Here is a 14869-nt window from a genome sequence, read left to right as displayed (position 1 = left end):
CGCCGACAGCTTCCCAGCGCGGACGCGGGGACGCAAAGCGGTCCTCGATCACCCATTGGCTGAACGGTTCGGTGACGACACAGGCTTCGTCTTGAAGACCGCCCAGCGCTGCTGCCACCGCCGCGCGGTCCTCGTCGGTCGTGGCGGGCACGATGCGGTCGATCATCGTCGCGGGGCAGGTGCAGTTCCGATCGAACCAGTCCACCAGATCAGGCTCGTGCCGGGCAAGGTACTGGCGCATCAGGCGCTCGAGTATCGCGCCGTTCTCGGCCAGGTTGTCGCACGACAGCAGTGTCACGCCGGGCAGTCCCGCCTTGGCCCGCGCCAGCAGGCCTTGCGTGACGAAGTAGTAGAAGCTCAAGGAATGCGCGAGGTCGAAGTCGAGGCTGCCAACAGGATTGCGGCAGTAGCCCTTCTCGGTCACCGTCAGGCTGACGATGCGGGTGGCAGGCGCAGCCACGGCGGCAATCACCGCATCGGGTTCCTCGCTCGCCACCAGCACGTTGCGGACCGATCCCACGATCCTCGCGCGCATCCCGTCGTCCGATTGCTCGGCCACCGTATAGAGCCCGCCTTGCGGGTTCATCTGCCGCGCAACGCCCGCCGAGCGCAGCGAGACACCGGTGATCATCCAGTCACGGTCACCAGCATTCATCGCCGCATCGGTGTACCAGGCCTGATGCGCGCGGTGGAACGCGCCGATGCCGAAGTGGACGATGCCAACCTCTTGGCTTTCGCGATCGTAGAGCGGGCGAGCAACCTCTGCGGGCAGGGCTGCCAGCGTGTCCGGGGACAGGCGCTTCACAGGTTATAGGCCTTCTTCGCCAGATTGTACGACAGGTCCTGCGCAAGCTCTGCCGCTTCCCAGTCCTCGATGCGGTGCTCGGCCACCAGCTGTGCCAGGAAGCCGCAATCGATGCGCCGGGCAACGTCGTGCCGTGCCGGGATCGAAAGGAAGGCGCGGGTATCGTCGTTGAAGCCGACGGTGTTGTAGAAGCCCGCCGTCTCGGTCGTCATCTGGCGGAAGCGCTTCATGCCTTCCGGGCTGTCGTGGAACCACCAGGCCGGGCCGAGCTTGAGGCAGGGGTAGTGCCCGGCCAGCGGCGCGAGTTCGCGGGCATAGGCGCTCTCGTCCAGCGTGAAGAGGATGATCGAGAGGTCCTTCTCGTTGCCGAACCGGTCGAGGAGGGGCTTCAGGGCATGGACGAAGTCGGTGCGGGTCGGGATGTCGGCGCCCTTGTCGCGCCCGAAGCGTTCGAACAGCGCGGCATTGTGGTTGCGGAAGGACCCGGGGTGGATCTGCATGACAAGGCCATCGTCCAGGCTCATCGCCGCCATCTCGGTCAGCATCTGGGCGCGGAACAGCTCGGCGTCCGAGGAATGGAACTCGCCCGAAACCACGCGCTCGAACAGCGCAGCCGCTTCGGATGCGGAAAGGTTGGCGGTTGCTGCCGTGGGATGGCCATGGTCGGTGCTGGTCGCGCCCATGTCCTTGAAGAAGGCGCGGCGCTGGCGGTGGGCGGCAAGGTAGCCGGTCCACGTGCGGCAGTCCTCGCCGGTCAGCCCCGAGAACAGGTCGAGGTTCGCTGAAAAACCCTCGAACTCCGGGTCGATCACCGGATCGGGACGATAGGCGGTGATGACGCGGCCCTGCCATCCGCCGGCGCACGCGTTCTCGGCGCGGATCGCGGCGTGGTGCTCCAGAGTGTCGAGCGGGCTCTCGGTCGTGGCGATGACCTCGATGTTGTAGCGATCGAACAGCGCGCGCGGGCGGAAGCTGTCGCTGGCCAGCATCTCGGTGATCGTGTCGAAATAGAGGTCGGCAGTCTCCGCGCCCAGCTGCACGCCCATGCCGAAGGCCTCGGCGAAGACCCAGTCGAGCCACATCCGCGAAGGCGTGCCGCGAAACAGCCAGTAGCGTTCGGCGAACAGCCGCCATGCCGCGCGCGGATCGACCGCCTTGTTGCGCACACCGAGGTCTTCCAGCGCCACCCCTTGCGAATAGAGCATGCGGAAGACGTAGTGGTCGGGCACCAGCAACAGGTCGGTGGCATTGCCGAAGGTCTCGTTGCCCGCAAACCAGCGCGGATCGGTATGACCATGCGGGCTGACGATCGGCAAACCCGCAACGCTTGCATGAAGCTCGCGCGCAATCGCGCGCACCGATGGATCAGCCGGCAAAAGCCGGTCCGGATGAAGCTCAAGGATGCGGGGCATCAGTCGTCCAGTGCGGTGAAAATGAAGTTGCGGAATTTCGTTTCGCCCGGTCCTGCGGCATAAAGGCCGGGACGCAGCATCAGGAAACCGCCACGGACGTTGTGGTGATAGCCTGAGACTTCCATTCCGCGGTCGAACTTGCGCCAGGTGCGTCCGCCATCACCCGAGGTGTGATAGCTGACGATGTGGCGACGATTGGTCACGCGGATCCGCATGGCCAAACCGTGCGGGTTCGCTGGCCGGCCGCGCTCCATCCCGTACTGATGCGTGACGAAACGCTCCCTGTCGAAGCCTAGACCGGCATAAAGCTTGTCGTCGTAGAACAGCACAAGTCCAGCAGTGGCGCCCTCGGCCAGCTCGATGTCGCACTCGAACTGATAGGACGTATCTCCCGCGATCTGCAGCAAGGGCGAACCGGACGATGGTGCCAGACCCTTGCCCTTGAAGAACAGGGTCCTGTCGGAAACGCGCACGCGGTCCGCTTCATCGGGTGCCGGGCGGAAGAACGACCATTTTGTTCCGAGTTGCAGCGTGCTGAAATTGTCGCTTAGCGGCATTCCGTGGGGAAGCGCCTCGCCCCCTCTCGGTTTGGCCAGGGGCTTGGAGAGATCGCCGCCTTGCATGTGAAACCAGCCATCTGCAGTCCAGGCGACTGGATCAAGCAAGCACTGGCGTCCAAGCGTCCAGAAGCTGTTCTCGAAACCATGATAAAGGCTCCACCACGATCCGTCAGGAGCTTCGACCAAGCTGGCGTGGCCACGTGACCACCAGGCCTCGCGCACGTCCTTGGTTCGGACGAGTGGATTGCCGGGATGCTGCTCCCAGGGTCCGTGGATTGACTTCGACCGTGCGGCAATGACCATGTGGCCTGTGGGCGGGCCGGCAGTGCCACCGACGGCGGTGAGCATGTAGAACCATTTGCCGATGCGATGGATCTTGGGACCTTCGGGCGAGAAGCCTTCGACGTCCCATTCATCGGGATATCGCCATGGGTCGTAGACATGTTCGACCGGGCCTGCGATCTTCAGGCCATCGTCCGAAAGACGTACGCGATCGCCGCCCGACAGGAACAGCCAACGCGAACCATCTTCGCCGACCGCATGGCACGGATCGATATGGTCGTGCAGTCCAAGTGGGACCGGATCGCTCCACGGCCCGTCGATATGATCGGCATGGATCACGTAGATCTCGTTGCGTGGGAGAGCCTTCACCGGGATGTAAAGGAAGTAGCGTCCGGCGTGTTTCTCAAGGCTGACTGCCCAGACGGATCCGATGTTCCTGTGTAGCGCAGGCTTGCGCGGCTGCCAGTTCACCAGATCGCGTGAGTGCCAGATCAGCAGCCCGGGATAGCTCTCGAAGCTGGAGAAGGTGAGGTAATAGTCCTTGCCGTCCTTGAGGATCGCCGGATCCGGACGGTCGCCCGAAAGGATCGGGTTTAGAAACATGCCGTTGCCCAGATCGGCAACGCGCTGGTTGTCGAAGCCCCGGTGCCGCGAGGGGACCTCGCGCGGCGCAGGTGCTGCGTTTGCTCCGAGAGGCGCGGCAAGACCGAAAGAGACGAGGGCGGCAGATTTCAGCGCATCACGGCGATTCACAGTCATAGCGCCAGTCCCGTGGTTCGCGCCCACGCGCGCCAAAGATCCGGCCAGACCTCGGCCGGCTTGCCGATTGCCTTGCGCAGGCCAAAGCCATGGCCGCCGAACTCGAACAGGTGGGTCTCGACGCGCACGCCTTGTGCCTTGGCGGCGGCACGAAGCAGCAGTGTATTGTTCACCGGTACCGCGTCATCGTCCTCGGCATGAAGCAGGAACAGTGGCGGGGCATCGCGCGGCATGTTGCGGTGAGGGGAATGCGCAGCTTCCATCTCCGGCGCAGCGGCCTTGCCGACCAGGAGTTCGCGCGAACCGGGATGGGCATCGGGTGCGGACATCGAGACCACCGGATAGATCGGCGCGGCGCTGTGCGGTTTGACCGACAGCGCGTCTGCCGCATCGACCGGGGCATAGGTCTTCACCGCAAAGCGCGTGGCAAGATCGGCGCAGACATGACCGCCGGCTGAGAAACCCATTGCAGACACGCGTTCCGGATCAATTGCGAAATCCCTGGCGCGCTGGCGAATGAGGCGCATGGCGCGCTGCGCATCGGATAGTGCGACATCCGGACCCGCTGCCCAGCCTTCCCCGGGCAGGCGATAGAACAGGACGAAGGCGGTGAAGCCACGGGCCGCGAGCCAGCGGCCCATCTCGTACCCTTCCTTGTCGACCACAACCCAGCGATAGCCCCCGCCCGGCGTTATCAGGACCGCAGCGCCGTTCGGGCGGTCAGGCCGGAACACTGCCATGCGCGGGCGGGATATCCCGAAGACGGCACGATCGGTGACGAGGCGGTCAGTCGAGCGCTCCTGCACGGTTTCGACCAGTGCTTTGGCCGGTTGGCCGGGCGCACCGCCTGGCCAAAGATCGATCGTTTCGGATGGCTGTGGCAGGCCAGGGGGCAGGGGGCCACCGGACACGGCGGGCGGCGGCGTCTGGCCACTCGCTGCTGCACCAAGGCCGAGTGACAAAAGAGAAGCTGCCATGAAAAATCGACGATCCAGTGATCCTGCGACAGTCATGGCAGCTCCTTCTGAGGTACCGGGCGCGGGAGGGATGCGCCCGGCAGGTTGGTCGTCAGTACTTGAAGCGGGCGCCCACCAGGATGTTGCGCCCATAATGATTGTTCTCGTAGTTCCGGTTCGCGTCGATGTCGGTGTAGCGATAGCGGTAGGTATCGAGCAGGTTGTTGCCCTCGACCGAGAGTTCGACCCAGTCGGTCAGCTTGAACCGCATCGAGGCGTCGAGGTTGAACATCGACCCATAGCCTTCGAGGACGTTGCCGGTGCCGCTCGCACCCTCGTGATAGCGGCCGCGATAGGTGCCCATCACGCGGGCCGAGAAGCGGCCGTCGTCATAATACAGCGTGCCGTTGAAGGCCCACTTCGAGACGTTGGCGAGCGCGCTGTTCACCAAAATCGGCGCAACCAAAGCGCCCCCTGGTGTCGTTGCCGGGCCTGCAAGGCTGAAGGTGGCGCTGCTGTCGATATACGTCGCGTTGGCCAGTATGCCGAAATTGCCGACAAAACCTTCAGTGAAGATCTTGAACGGAATCTGCGCCGCCACTTCCACGCCCTTCAACGTAGCCCCTTCGCCGTTGACGATGGTTGTCAGTTGCCAGATCCGCTGGTTCAGCAAGTCCGGATTGAGGGCTGCGGGGGAAGACGGATTCAGTACTGACACGGGAAGCCCGGTCTGCGCGAAGGTCGCTTCGGGGATAACCGACGATTGCGTAAAGGTGGCGATGTCCTTGATGAAGCCTGCCACCGAGAGCAGAGCTTGGGGAGCAAAATACCACTCCACGGCAAGGTCATAATTCGTGGCACGGAACGGCTTCAGAAACGGGTTGCCACTGTTCACGCGGAAGTTGAAGCCATCAGCCGAGCCGCCCGGCGTGAGCGAGCCAAGCGAAGGGCGCGTAATGACTTCCGCTATCGCCCCACGAATGATCACGTTTTCGGAAGGATATAGTGCTAGATTGGCTGCTGGCAGCCAATCGTCGTACGACCGTTCGACCGTGGCCTGGGTCCCACTGACAAGACCATAGGAGGACTGTTCGGTCTTCACATAGCGGATGCCTGCGTTGAGCGCATAGCGCAGGCCCAGTAGTTCGCCCTTGCCGTCGAACTGCAGGTAACCGCCCTTGGTGGTTTCCTGGACACCGCGAATGTTGCCAGCATCGGGAACGAGCGCGCGGTCGTAGAGCTTCGTCAGCGCCGTGGTGGTTTCGAGATTCGGAACCAGCCAGGCGTTGGTGTTGCCTGCTGGCTGCCCGGCATTGCCGAGGTTGAACATCTGCGCCAATTGCGCCGTCACCGGGATGCCGTAAACGGCCGTCGGGCCAAAGACTGAAGAGGCCGAACACGTGATCGTGCCAAGCACGCGGTCAAGCCCACCATTGCCGCACACAGCGGTGTCGCGGGTGTAGGATTCGGTGTCGAAATTGAAGCGGCGCCACATCGCACCGGCCTTCACGGTGAAGCCCTCCGCAACGTCCCATTCCGTGCGGAACTGCACGGTCTTGAACTTGTTCACCACGGTCGATGGGCGGTCGCGGATTTCGGCGAGCTGGAAGTTGGCCGGGTCGGTCACGCTGGTGCCGAAGGTCAGCTTCGGGCTCTTCATGTCGGTGTAGTCGAAGCTGTACCCCTGCGCGTCACGATCATCGAAGATCATCGTGGTTTCGACCGGGATGTCGGCATCCGATTTCGAGAAACCGCCGAGCACCGTAAAGCGCAAGGAATCCGACAGGTCCTGGTCCCAGGTGCCGCCGACCTGATAGAACTCGGTCTTGCTCTTGCGAAGGTAATGCTCCGTGCGGACCCATGCATCGTTGAGCGTCGCCGAGATCATGTTGTTGTTGCTGTCGTAGACCGGGTTCACGACGTCGATCGAACGCTCGTTGCTGCGCAGCAGGACTTCGCCCCACTGCTCTTCGCGATCGGCGTTGAAGCGGGAAAAGAGCCCATCGATCGAGAACTTGGTGGCATCGGTCGGCGCGAACTGGACCGAGCCGGTAAGGCCCAGGCGTTCGCGGTCGTGCTTGACCTCGCCGTAGCGCGGAATGCGGGGGTGGAAGGCAAGCGCGGCCTTGTCGCACGCGGCGTTGCGACCGACGGTGTAGGTCCCGCCGGAGTTCTGGCGGCCGGTCAGGTCGGTGGCGCTCTGCGTGAAGCATGGCGCGCCATTGACGGAGTCAAAGCGGGCCTGTGACCAGCGCACCGTATTGTTGCCAAGCTCAAGGACCTTGGTTTTCTGGTACGCGGCAGAAAGAGACACACCGAAGGTGCCGGAATCGTTGCGCCAGCTGAGCAGGCCGGCGAGACGCGGGCCGACATAATCCGACAGGTCGTTGTAGGTGCCGACGACCGAGGCGACGCCGGTGAAGCCGGCCTTGCCGGCCAGAGGGTTGCCGGTGCTGAGATCGACCACGGCGCCCAGTGAACCTTCATCGAGGCTTGCTTCGGCGGTCTTGTGGACGACGATCGAACTGAAGAGCTCGGAAGCGAAGACGTTGAAGTCGAATGCGCGGTCGCGGTTCGCCGATGCGCCGTCGGTCGACGTCGCCACGGTTTCAAGACCGTTGACGCGGACGCGGGTGAACTGGCTCGACAGACCGCGCACGGTAATGGCGCGGCCTTCACCGGCATCGCGGGAGATCGAGATGCCGGGGATGCGCTGCAGCGATTCGGCAAGGTTCTGGTCTGGGAACTTGGCGATGTCCTCGGCGACGATGGCATCCACTGCGCCGACGGCGTTCTTCTTGACGTTGATGGCCGCTTGGAGTGACTGGCGGAATCCGGTCACGACGATCGCATCATCAATAGCCGCATCGTCTGCGCCGACTTGTGCTTCGGGAGCTGCGACCGCTTCCTGCGCTTGGGCAAGACCGCTTGCCGCGAGCCCGCCGCCCGCCAGCAACGCCATCCTGAACAGCGATATGCGCGAAACTGAAGTAAGCATGATGAATCCCCTCATTGCCCTTGTCGAGGCCATTGATACCGGTGTCAAAGAGGGATGACGCGAAGCGACAACCTTTCTGTGCACCACTGCTCCCGCAAGCCGGCCCTGCTACCAACATGGTACCGGCTATCGATCCGATCCCGCAGCGATCATGCCCGCAAAGGCTTGGCATGTCATTTAGGTAACCGGTGTCATTATTTATTGCCCTTGCATCGCGCCTCTGTCAATAACCATGCCAATGGGAGAGTCTGCGATGCATCAGAGACTGCAAAAGTTCACGATTTCCGCCATTTTCGCCAGTCTGCTGGCAACGACCGCCTGGGCCGGGCCGCACCCCGCCGATCCGACCAAGGGCGGGGCCAACGGGCGAATCATCCGCGTTACCACGCTGGCAAAGGCTGGCCCTGGATCACTTGCCGAGGCGCTTGCCGCAAAGGGTCCGCGCACCGTCGTGTTCGAGGTCGGCGGCACGATCGACATGGGCCGCGACACGCTGGAGATCACCGAGCCGTTCGTTACGGTAGCGGGACAGACTGCGCCGTCGCCGGGAATCACGATCGTCAAGGGTGGCATCGATCTGAAGACGCACGACGTCATCCTTTCCCACTTGCGCGTGATGACCGGTGCTGATGGTCAGGCCAAGCTTTCAGGCTGGGAGGCTGACGCCTTCTCGACTGTGGCGGCGCGCAATGTCGTGGTCGAACATTGTAGCTTCCTGTGGGCGCTCGATGAGAACATGTCCGCGTCGGGACCGCGCTTCACCGGCAATTCCGTGGCCGAATGGCGCGCTGGTACCAGCCACGACATCGTCTTCCGCGAGAACATCGCTGCGGAAGGACTTGCCAATGCCAGCCACCCCAAGGGTGAGCATTCCAAGGGTTCGCTCATCCATGACAATGCGACGAACATCACCTTCTACCGCAACGTCTGGGCGCATAATGTCGAGCGTTCGCCACTGGTGAAGGGCGGCGCGCAGGTCACCATGATCAACAATGTGATCTACAATCCCGGCCACCGCGCGGTGCATTACAACCTGATGAACCTCGAATGGGGCGGCCACGACTATGTGACTGGCGAGATCACTGCAGTTGGCAACGTCATGCGCGGCGGCAACGATACCGATCCGGGCCTGCCGTTCCTGATGCTGGGCGGCGATGGCGATCTCAAGTACTTCGGCAAGGACAACCGCGCGGTCGACCGCCACGGCAACCCCCTTCCGCAGTTCGGCCGCTATGGCGAGACGCGGGCCAGGTTGATCACCGCGAAAGCGCCCCTGACCGACATCTCTCGCTACAGCACCCTGCCTTCGGGTGAGGTAGAGACGTCCGTGCTGCAGACAGTCGGTGCGCGTCCGTGGGATCGTGCGCCCGATGATATCCGGGTGTTGTTCTTCGTCGCCGAAGGACGTGGCGACATCATCGACGACGAGAAAGAAGTCGGCGGCTATCCGCACACCGTGGCCACATTCGCGCCCTTCGTCGAGGCCGACTGGAACCTCGATACGATGACGCCGAAGTCGGGCCGGTATCCGGGCCAGAAGGCGGGACCGCAGGAGAAACTCTCTTCCCGCGACGCGACGATGCGCCAGCCATGAACGCGGTCTTCGCCCTGTTGCTTGCCGCAGCGCCGCCCATGGCGGTCATCGATGAGGTGGACACCATGCGGCGTGAACCCCCGCCGCATGGCGGCATCGGCATGAGCACTGCATGGCGGATCAGTGACGCGGTGCCTCAGCCGCGCCGCATGGAGTTCCGCCGCCGCACTCTGGAAGTCGGCGCGGCAATCGGCGAACATCCCATCGCGCACGATGAGGTCTACTACGTGCTCGAAGGCGAAGGCGAAGTCGTGTCTGACGGGCAGCGTGCCGTGCTGAGGAAGGGCATGACCGCCTACCTCTACGAAGGCGCGGTCGTCGGCATCACGCAGCGCGGGGACGCGCCTCTGGCACTGATCATCAGCTACCCGGTTGAACGTAAGGTGCCGTAGCCCAGAGTTCGCGCTCCCACCGGCGTGGATCGTTGACGGTCTGGACCCGGCCGTCCGAAACCACCAGCGTCTCCCGGTCTGGAAGGGTGTACGGCATCCATTCCGCCAGCCCGGGCTGGCCGGTCTTGGCAAGGCCGGTGAATGCTTGCATCAGCAGGCTGCTGGTGGTCCGAGCGCCTGCATCCGTCCCGCTCATGCTGCCGGGCGCATCCAGCGTCCCGAAGACGTACGGGATGTCATCGGTATGTGCGGCACCGCGCAAAGGATCGCTGGGAGAAGCGCGGTCCAGCTGATAGACCCAGGTGGCTTTGGCACCAGCCTTCGCCCGCTCGTCTGCCTCGATCACTTGCCCGGGCCACGAGCGGCCCGCCGTGGTCGCGGAGTAAAACACCTGCTCTGGCGTCCATTGCGGGTATTGCGCGCGGTACTGCGCGACGACCCAATCGACGTCGAGATCGATCTTGATCTCTGGCGCTATGCGGGCCGCGAGGTTGTCCCAGGCCAGCCCCTGTAGCTTTGGCCCACGCGGATCGATGAAGGCCCGGGTCTCTTCGCGCACATTGCCCAGGATCATCGGTATTCCCAGTGACTGGGGCGCCGCATCCGGCCAGAACGGGTGGCGGGGCAGATTGGTCATGTCCAGCACCGGGCCCATGTAAAGGTTGCCACCCATGATCGGGTCGGGTGCGGCAAGGCCTTCGACGAGTCGCTGCACAGGCATCGTCTGAAGTGTTTCCACGTCATCGGGGCGCAGCTTCAGCGCTGCTAGCAGGGCAAGCGTCCGCTTCCATGCGTTCCCGGGTCCGCTCGCCACGACTTGCTGGCCGCTCATCGTTGCCGCCACATGGAACAGGCCGTCAGCCGTCGGCATCGCCATCAGTGTCGCAATCTTGGCGCCGCCTCCCGATTGGCCGAAGACCATGACCCGCGCCGGATCTCCACCGAACGCGGCTATGTGGTCGCGCACCCATTGAAGGGCAAGGATCAGGTCCAGCTGCCCAAGATTACCGCTGTCCGCAAACCGCGGCCCGAAAGGCTTGAGCCAAGCATAGCCGAGTGCATTCAGCCGGTGGTTGACTGTGACGACGACGACGTCGCCCTGCGCCGCCAGCGTCCCGCCGCGCGTCAGCGGATCGGTGACCGTGCCGTTGGAATAGGCCCCGCCATGGAAATAGACCATGACCGCACGCCGCGCTCGCGGATTGGTATCCGGCGTCCAGACATTGAGGAACAGGCAGTCCTCGCTCTGCGCCAAGTCGGGATTGCCACGTTGCGGAGCGATCGGGGCGAAGCTCTGCGCCCTTCGCGGCGGGCCTTGCCACGGCTCCGGCACGGCCCGTGCGAACCGCTCTGCACGGCCATAGCGAATGCCCTTGAAGGCCAGCACGCCATCCTCGCGCAGTCCGGTAAAGCGTCCCGCTTGCGGGTCTCGGGCTCTGCCCAGAACCGGCGATGCCGCGAGTGCCGCACTGGCGCCAAGCAACGCGCGCCGGGTCAGTTCACCGCCTGACATCGCCGCCTTCGGCGCTGAACGCAGCGAGTTCGCTCTGCCTTATTAAACAGAAGTCGCCGGGGACAGAGTGTTTGAGCGCAGCAAGCGCAAGGCCGCATTCGGCCATGGCCTGTGCATCGCCGCCTTGCAGGTAACGGTGCAGCACTCCGGCCGCGAAGGCGTCCCCGGTCCCGATCCGATCGATGATGCCGGTAACGTCGATCTCGGATGTCTGATGCTTTGACTCGCGCGCGTCGACGCGCGCCGCGATGCGATGGTGGTCGCTGCTGACCACCTGGCGTGCAGTCGAGGCGATCAGTTGCAGGTTGGGGAACGCGGCGAAGGCCGCTTCCACCGCCTCGCGCCGCCGTTCGGCGCCATCGCCAGAGAACGTCTTGCCGAGCAGCAGTGATATGTCGCGGTGGTTGCCGATGAGCACGGTCGCTGCACCCACCAGTTCGGTCAGCACGGCGCGCGGATCGCTGTTCCAGCTTTCCCAGAGCTGAGCCCGGTAGTTTCCGTCGAGGCAGATAGGTACGCCCGCGCTCTGCGCTGCAGCCACGGCGGCTCGGGCAAGCGCGACGCCATTGGGCCCGAGCGCAGGGGTTATGCCCGACAAGTGCAGCAGGCTCGCCCCTTCAAGCGCTCCTGCAAAGTCGAACGCCGAAGCGTCAGCATGCGCAAATGCGGACCCGGCGCGATCGTATGTGATCGATGAGGGCCTGAGCCCAGCGCCGGGCTCCATGAAATAGAGCCCCATGCGCCCGGGACCACGGGCGACGAAGCGGGTATCGACTCCGCCCGCGCCGAGTTCGGCCCGCGCCTTGTCGCCAAGGGGATTGTCGGGCAGCAGCGTCACCATGCGGGTGGCGTGGCCCAGCGAGGCGAACGCGACGGCCACATTGGCTTCCGCCCCGCCGACAACCATCTCGAGGCTCTGCGCCTGGACCATCAGACGCGCGCCGGGTGGCGAGAGCCGCAACAGCAATTCGCCAAAGCATACGAGGTGACCGGCCATCAGGGCGCCAGGGGTCACCGGGCCAGCCAGCCGCCGTCGACGGCCAGCACGTGTCCCTGCACGTAATCTGCCGCGCTGCTGGCAAGGAACACCGCTGCACCGCCGATGTCCGCCGGATCACCCCAGCGTCCTTCGGGGATACGCTCCATGATCTGGCGATTGCGCGTCTCGTCCGCTTGCAAAGCGGCGGTATTGTTCGTGGCGATATAGCCCGGTGCAATCGCGTTGACGTTCACACCCTTGGCCGCCCACTCGCAGGCAAGCAGTTTGGTGAGGCCGGCGACGCCGCTCTTGCTTGCGGTGTAACTCGGCACCCGGATGCCGCCCTGGAAGCTCAGCATCGAAACAATGTTGATGATCTTGCCGCGCCGCCCGGTGGCCTCGCGGTTGGCGATCATGTGGCGGCCCGCCGCCTGCGAGAGGAAGAACACGGACTTGAGGTTGGTATCGACCACCGCGTCCCAGTCCTCCTCTGTGAAGTCCACCGCATCGGCCCGGCGGATGATGCCCGCGTTGTTGACCAGCACGTCGAGCCCGCCGAGCGAAGAGATCACCTGTTCGACCACAGCCTGCACCGGTTCGATCGTCGAAAGATCGGCACCAACCACTTCGCAATTGCGCCCCAGTGCGCGAACTTTGGCTGCGGTTTCCTCGGCAGGCGTGCGGCCGACTGCGGCAATGTCTGCCCCCGCCTGTGCCAGCGCCACGGCAATGCCTTGGCCAATACCGGTGTTGGCACCAGTGACGACCGCAACGCGGCCCGATAGGTCGAACAGGTTCATCGTTATCCTCTCCCCTGGATCAGGGGTCAGGCCGAAAGGCCGCGCAGGTAGTCGGAGATCGCTTCGTCCTTGCAGTTGGCATAGAACAGGTCGGCAAACTTCTCGCCAGCGATGGCGGCCTTGAGCAGGTCCTGGTCAACGGTCTTGAGGACGGTCAGCATATCACGGCAGGAAGCTTCCTTGAGGCTCTTGAGGATGCCACGATTGGTCTTCATGATCGCCGCGCGTTCCTTGGGATAGCCAAGGCCGCGTTCGCCATCGAACAGTTTGCGGTACACGTCCTGCAGGTTCAGTTCGGCTGCCCAGCCGAAGCCCTTGGAGTAGGGCATCGAGATCGCGTTGCCATCGTTGATCTGGCCGAACAGGAACGCGTCGGTCGGGTCGATCACCAGTCCGCAGAACACGCCCGGCATGCTGTTTGCGGCAAGCATCGAACCCATCCCGGTGCCACAGCCAGTAACCACGAAGTCGGCAGCGCCGGAGTTGAGCAGGATGCCGGTAAGCAGGCCGTTCATCACGTAGGTCAGCGAGGCTTTGTCCTCGGGCGTGTACATGCCGTAATGATGAACCTCGTGGCCAAGCGGCTCTGCCACGGCGGCCAGCGATTCGTGGACGAGGCTGGCCTTTGCGGCCTGGCTGTTCTCGATGATCAATGCGATTTTCATGGGAATTCCTCTCGCTTCGGCTTGCTTGACCGAGCAGTTTGACGCGAATTTGACCCTTAGGTAACCGGTGTCATTAGTCGAAGCAAGCCCATTCGTGCGCCATTTTTGCAGGTATCAGCAGGTGGCGACCGACGCCCGCTCGATCAGGTCGGAAAGGAAGTGCGAGGGCTGCTTGCGAGCCTCTGCCGGGTCGATCAGCTTGAGCGCCGCGGCTCTGGCCATGGCCTGGATCGGCCAGCGCACGGTGGTGAGAGGGGGCCAGATATGAGCGGCGATCGCAGTGTCGTCAAAGCCGACGATCGAAAGGTCCTCGGGTACTGAAAGGCCGAGCGTCCGCGCTGCGTGCAGCACGCCTGCGGCCATCTCGTCGTTGCTCGCAAAGATCGCGCCGGGGCGGGGCGTCGCGGCGAGCAGCTTCCTGCCTGCGGCAATTCCCGTCTCGAACGTGTAGTTGCCCTCGGCCATGATGGCATCGTCCAAGGGGATCCCCGCCATCTCCAGCGCATCGCGATAGCCCAGCGACCGCTCGGCAGCGGAGCGGAAACCTTCGGGACCGGCGACGAAGCCGATGCGGCGGTGGCCCCGACGGATCAGGTAGTCTATCGCTTGCGAAACCGCCTCGCGGTCGTTTGACGCCACCATGTGCTCGTCTTCGTCAAGCTTGACCGATCCCATGCGCACGTAGGTGACGCCAAGTTCGTCGCACAGTTCGGCAAGCGCATCATTCTCGGAAATTGGCGGCAGAAGCATGACGCCGAACAGCCTTTGCTGTTCGAGAAAGGCCCGCACGTCGTCAAGCATGTCAGGCGAGCGGCGATTGACAGGACGAACGACAAGCGCAAACTCGGTATCGCGGATTGCGGAAAGGATCCCTTCCTGCACGCCCAGCACCATTTGCGCGTTGGGGTTATCGTGGATCAGGCCGATGAGGAAATTGCGGCGCAGGGCCAGGGCCCGGGCTTGTGGGTTGGGGACATAGCCCAGCTCCGCGATCACCGCCTCGACCTTCTCGCGCGTTGCATCGTTGAGCAGCGGCGAGCGGTTGATTACCCGGCTGACGGTTTTCTTCGAGACGCCCGAAAGGCGCGCCACGTCGTTGATTGTCGGCTTGCCGTCCTTCGACTTCTTCACACGTCGTCCCGTCGATTCGAGCC

The 14869-nt window shown here is 63.8% G+C and carries 11 protein-coding genes and 1 pseudogene; 2 read left to right on the top strand and 10 right to left on the bottom strand.

Going from position 1 to position 14869, the window contains the following annotated elements; all coding sequences use genetic code 11:
• The 5 genes and pseudogenes from AX703_RS13640 to AX703_RS13620 form a co-directional block, all read right to left on the bottom strand.
• A pseudogene (locus AX703_RS13640) lies at positions 1 to 805 on the bottom strand (mannitol dehydrogenase family protein); the annotation flags it as partial.
• Positions 802 to 2217 carry a glucuronate isomerase gene (gene uxaC / locus AX703_RS13635; protein ID WP_062344797.1) on the bottom strand — a complete coding sequence of 472 codons (1416 nt, stop codon included), beginning with the start codon at positions 2215 to 2217 and terminating at the stop codon, positions 802 to 804. The pseudogene AX703_RS13640 and the gene uxaC, both read right to left, overlap by 4 nt.
• Positions 2217 to 3818 carry a family 43 glycosylhydrolase gene (locus AX703_RS13630; RefSeq protein WP_062344795.1) on the bottom strand — a complete coding sequence of 534 codons (1602 nt, stop codon included), beginning with the start codon at positions 3816 to 3818 and terminating at the stop codon, positions 2217 to 2219. Before AX703_RS13630 ends, uxaC begins: the two co-directional genes overlap by 1 nt.
• Positions 3815 to 4795, bottom strand: a complete 981-nt coding sequence (locus AX703_RS13625; RefSeq protein WP_231735536.1) for an alpha/beta hydrolase — start codon at positions 4793 to 4795, stop codon at positions 3815 to 3817. The genes AX703_RS13630 and AX703_RS13625 overlap by 4 nt, the downstream gene beginning before the upstream one ends.
• A 91-nt stretch (positions 4796 to 4886) precedes the next feature.
• Positions 4887 to 7772 (bottom strand): TonB-dependent receptor, encoded by a 2886-nt coding sequence (locus tag AX703_RS13620; protein ID WP_062344805.1) that lies wholly within the window; start codon positions 7770 to 7772, stop codon positions 4887 to 4889.
• Between the two features lie 253 nt (positions 7773 to 8025).
• Between AX703_RS13620 and AX703_RS13615 the strand changes: the two genes are divergently transcribed.
• Positions 8026 to 9366, top strand: coding sequence for a polysaccharide lyase family 1 protein (locus AX703_RS13615; RefSeq protein ID WP_062344791.1), 1341 nt, complete (start codon positions 8026 to 8028; stop codon positions 9364 to 9366).
• Complete coding sequence (locus tag AX703_RS13610) at positions 9363 to 9758, top strand: cupin domain-containing protein (protein ID WP_062344789.1); 396 nt, start codon at positions 9363 to 9365, stop codon at positions 9756 to 9758. Before AX703_RS13615 ends, AX703_RS13610 begins: the two co-directional genes overlap by 4 nt.
• Here AX703_RS13610 and AX703_RS13605 read toward each other — a convergent pair.
• The 5 genes from AX703_RS13605 to AX703_RS13585 all read right to left on the bottom strand — a co-directional run bounded on the left by AX703_RS13605 (position 9727) and on the right by AX703_RS13585 (position 14846).
• Complete coding sequence (locus AX703_RS13605; protein ID WP_062344787.1) at positions 9727 to 11271, bottom strand: carboxylesterase/lipase family protein; 1545 nt, start codon at positions 11269 to 11271, stop codon at positions 9727 to 9729. The genes AX703_RS13610 and AX703_RS13605 overlap by 32 nt on opposite strands.
• On the bottom strand, positions 11258 to 12268 hold the full coding sequence (locus AX703_RS13600; protein ID WP_062344785.1) for a sugar kinase: 1011 nt from the start codon (positions 12266 to 12268) through the stop codon (positions 11258 to 11260). The genes AX703_RS13605 and AX703_RS13600 overlap by 14 nt, the downstream gene beginning before the upstream one ends.
• A gap of 14 nt (positions 12269 to 12282) precedes the next feature.
• Positions 12283 to 13050, bottom strand: coding sequence for a 2-dehydro-3-deoxy-D-gluconate 5-dehydrogenase KduD (kduD, locus tag AX703_RS13595; RefSeq protein ID WP_062344783.1), 768 nt, complete (start codon positions 13048 to 13050; stop codon positions 12283 to 12285).
• Between the two features lie 26 nt (positions 13051 to 13076).
• Positions 13077 to 13715 carry an RpiB/LacA/LacB family sugar-phosphate isomerase gene (locus AX703_RS13590; RefSeq protein WP_039335864.1) on the bottom strand — a complete coding sequence of 213 codons (639 nt, stop codon included), beginning with the start codon at positions 13713 to 13715 and terminating at the stop codon, positions 13077 to 13079.
• Between the two features lie 114 nt (positions 13716 to 13829).
• Positions 13830 to 14846, bottom strand: coding sequence for a LacI family DNA-binding transcriptional regulator (locus AX703_RS13585; protein ID WP_039335866.1), 1017 nt, complete (start codon positions 14844 to 14846; stop codon positions 13830 to 13832).
• Positions 14847 to 14869: the final 23 nt, after the last annotated feature.

Source organism: Novosphingobium sp. CCH12-A3 (genome assembly GCF_001556015.1).
In the GTDB taxonomy this organism is placed as follows: domain Bacteria; phylum Pseudomonadota; class Alphaproteobacteria; order Sphingomonadales; family Sphingomonadaceae; genus Novosphingobium; species Novosphingobium subterraneum.
Note: the sequence above shows the minus strand (reverse complement) of the source record. Positions and strands in the feature narration are given on the sequence as shown.

Excerpts from the sequence above, each read along its gene's own strand:
- uxaC (WP_062344797.1), bottom strand. The coding sequence starts at position 2,217 with ATGCCCCGCATCCTTGAGCTTCATCCGGACCGGCTTTTGCCGGCTGAT.
- AX703_RS13630 (WP_062344795.1), bottom strand. The coding sequence starts at position 3,818 with ATGACTGTGAATCGCCGTGATGCGCTGAAATCTGCCGCCCTCGTCTCT.
- AX703_RS13625 (WP_231735536.1), bottom strand. The coding sequence starts at position 4,795 with ATGGCAGCTTCTCTTTTGTCACTCGGCCTTGGTGCAGCAGCGAGTGGC.
- AX703_RS13620 (WP_062344805.1), bottom strand. The coding sequence starts at position 7,772 with ATGCTTACTTCAGTTTCGCGCATATCGCTGTTCAGGATGGCGTTGCTG.
- AX703_RS13615 (WP_062344791.1), top strand. The coding sequence starts at position 8,026 with ATGCATCAGAGACTGCAAAAGTTCACGATTTCCGCCATTTTCGCCAGT.
- AX703_RS13610 (WP_062344789.1), top strand. The coding sequence starts at position 9,363 with ATGAACGCGGTCTTCGCCCTGTTGCTTGCCGCAGCGCCGCCCATGGCG.
- AX703_RS13605 (WP_062344787.1), bottom strand. The coding sequence starts at position 11,271 with ATGTCAGGCGGTGAACTGACCCGGCGCGCGTTGCTTGGCGCCAGTGCG.
- AX703_RS13600 (WP_062344785.1), bottom strand. The coding sequence starts at position 12,268 with ATGGCCGGTCACCTCGTATGCTTTGGCGAATTGCTGTTGCGGCTCTCG.
- kduD (WP_062344783.1), bottom strand. The coding sequence starts at position 13,050 with ATGAACCTGTTCGACCTATCGGGCCGCGTTGCGGTCGTCACTGGTGCC.
- AX703_RS13590 (WP_039335864.1), bottom strand. The coding sequence starts at position 13,715 with ATGAAAATCGCATTGATCATCGAGAACAGCCAGGCCGCAAAGGCCAGC.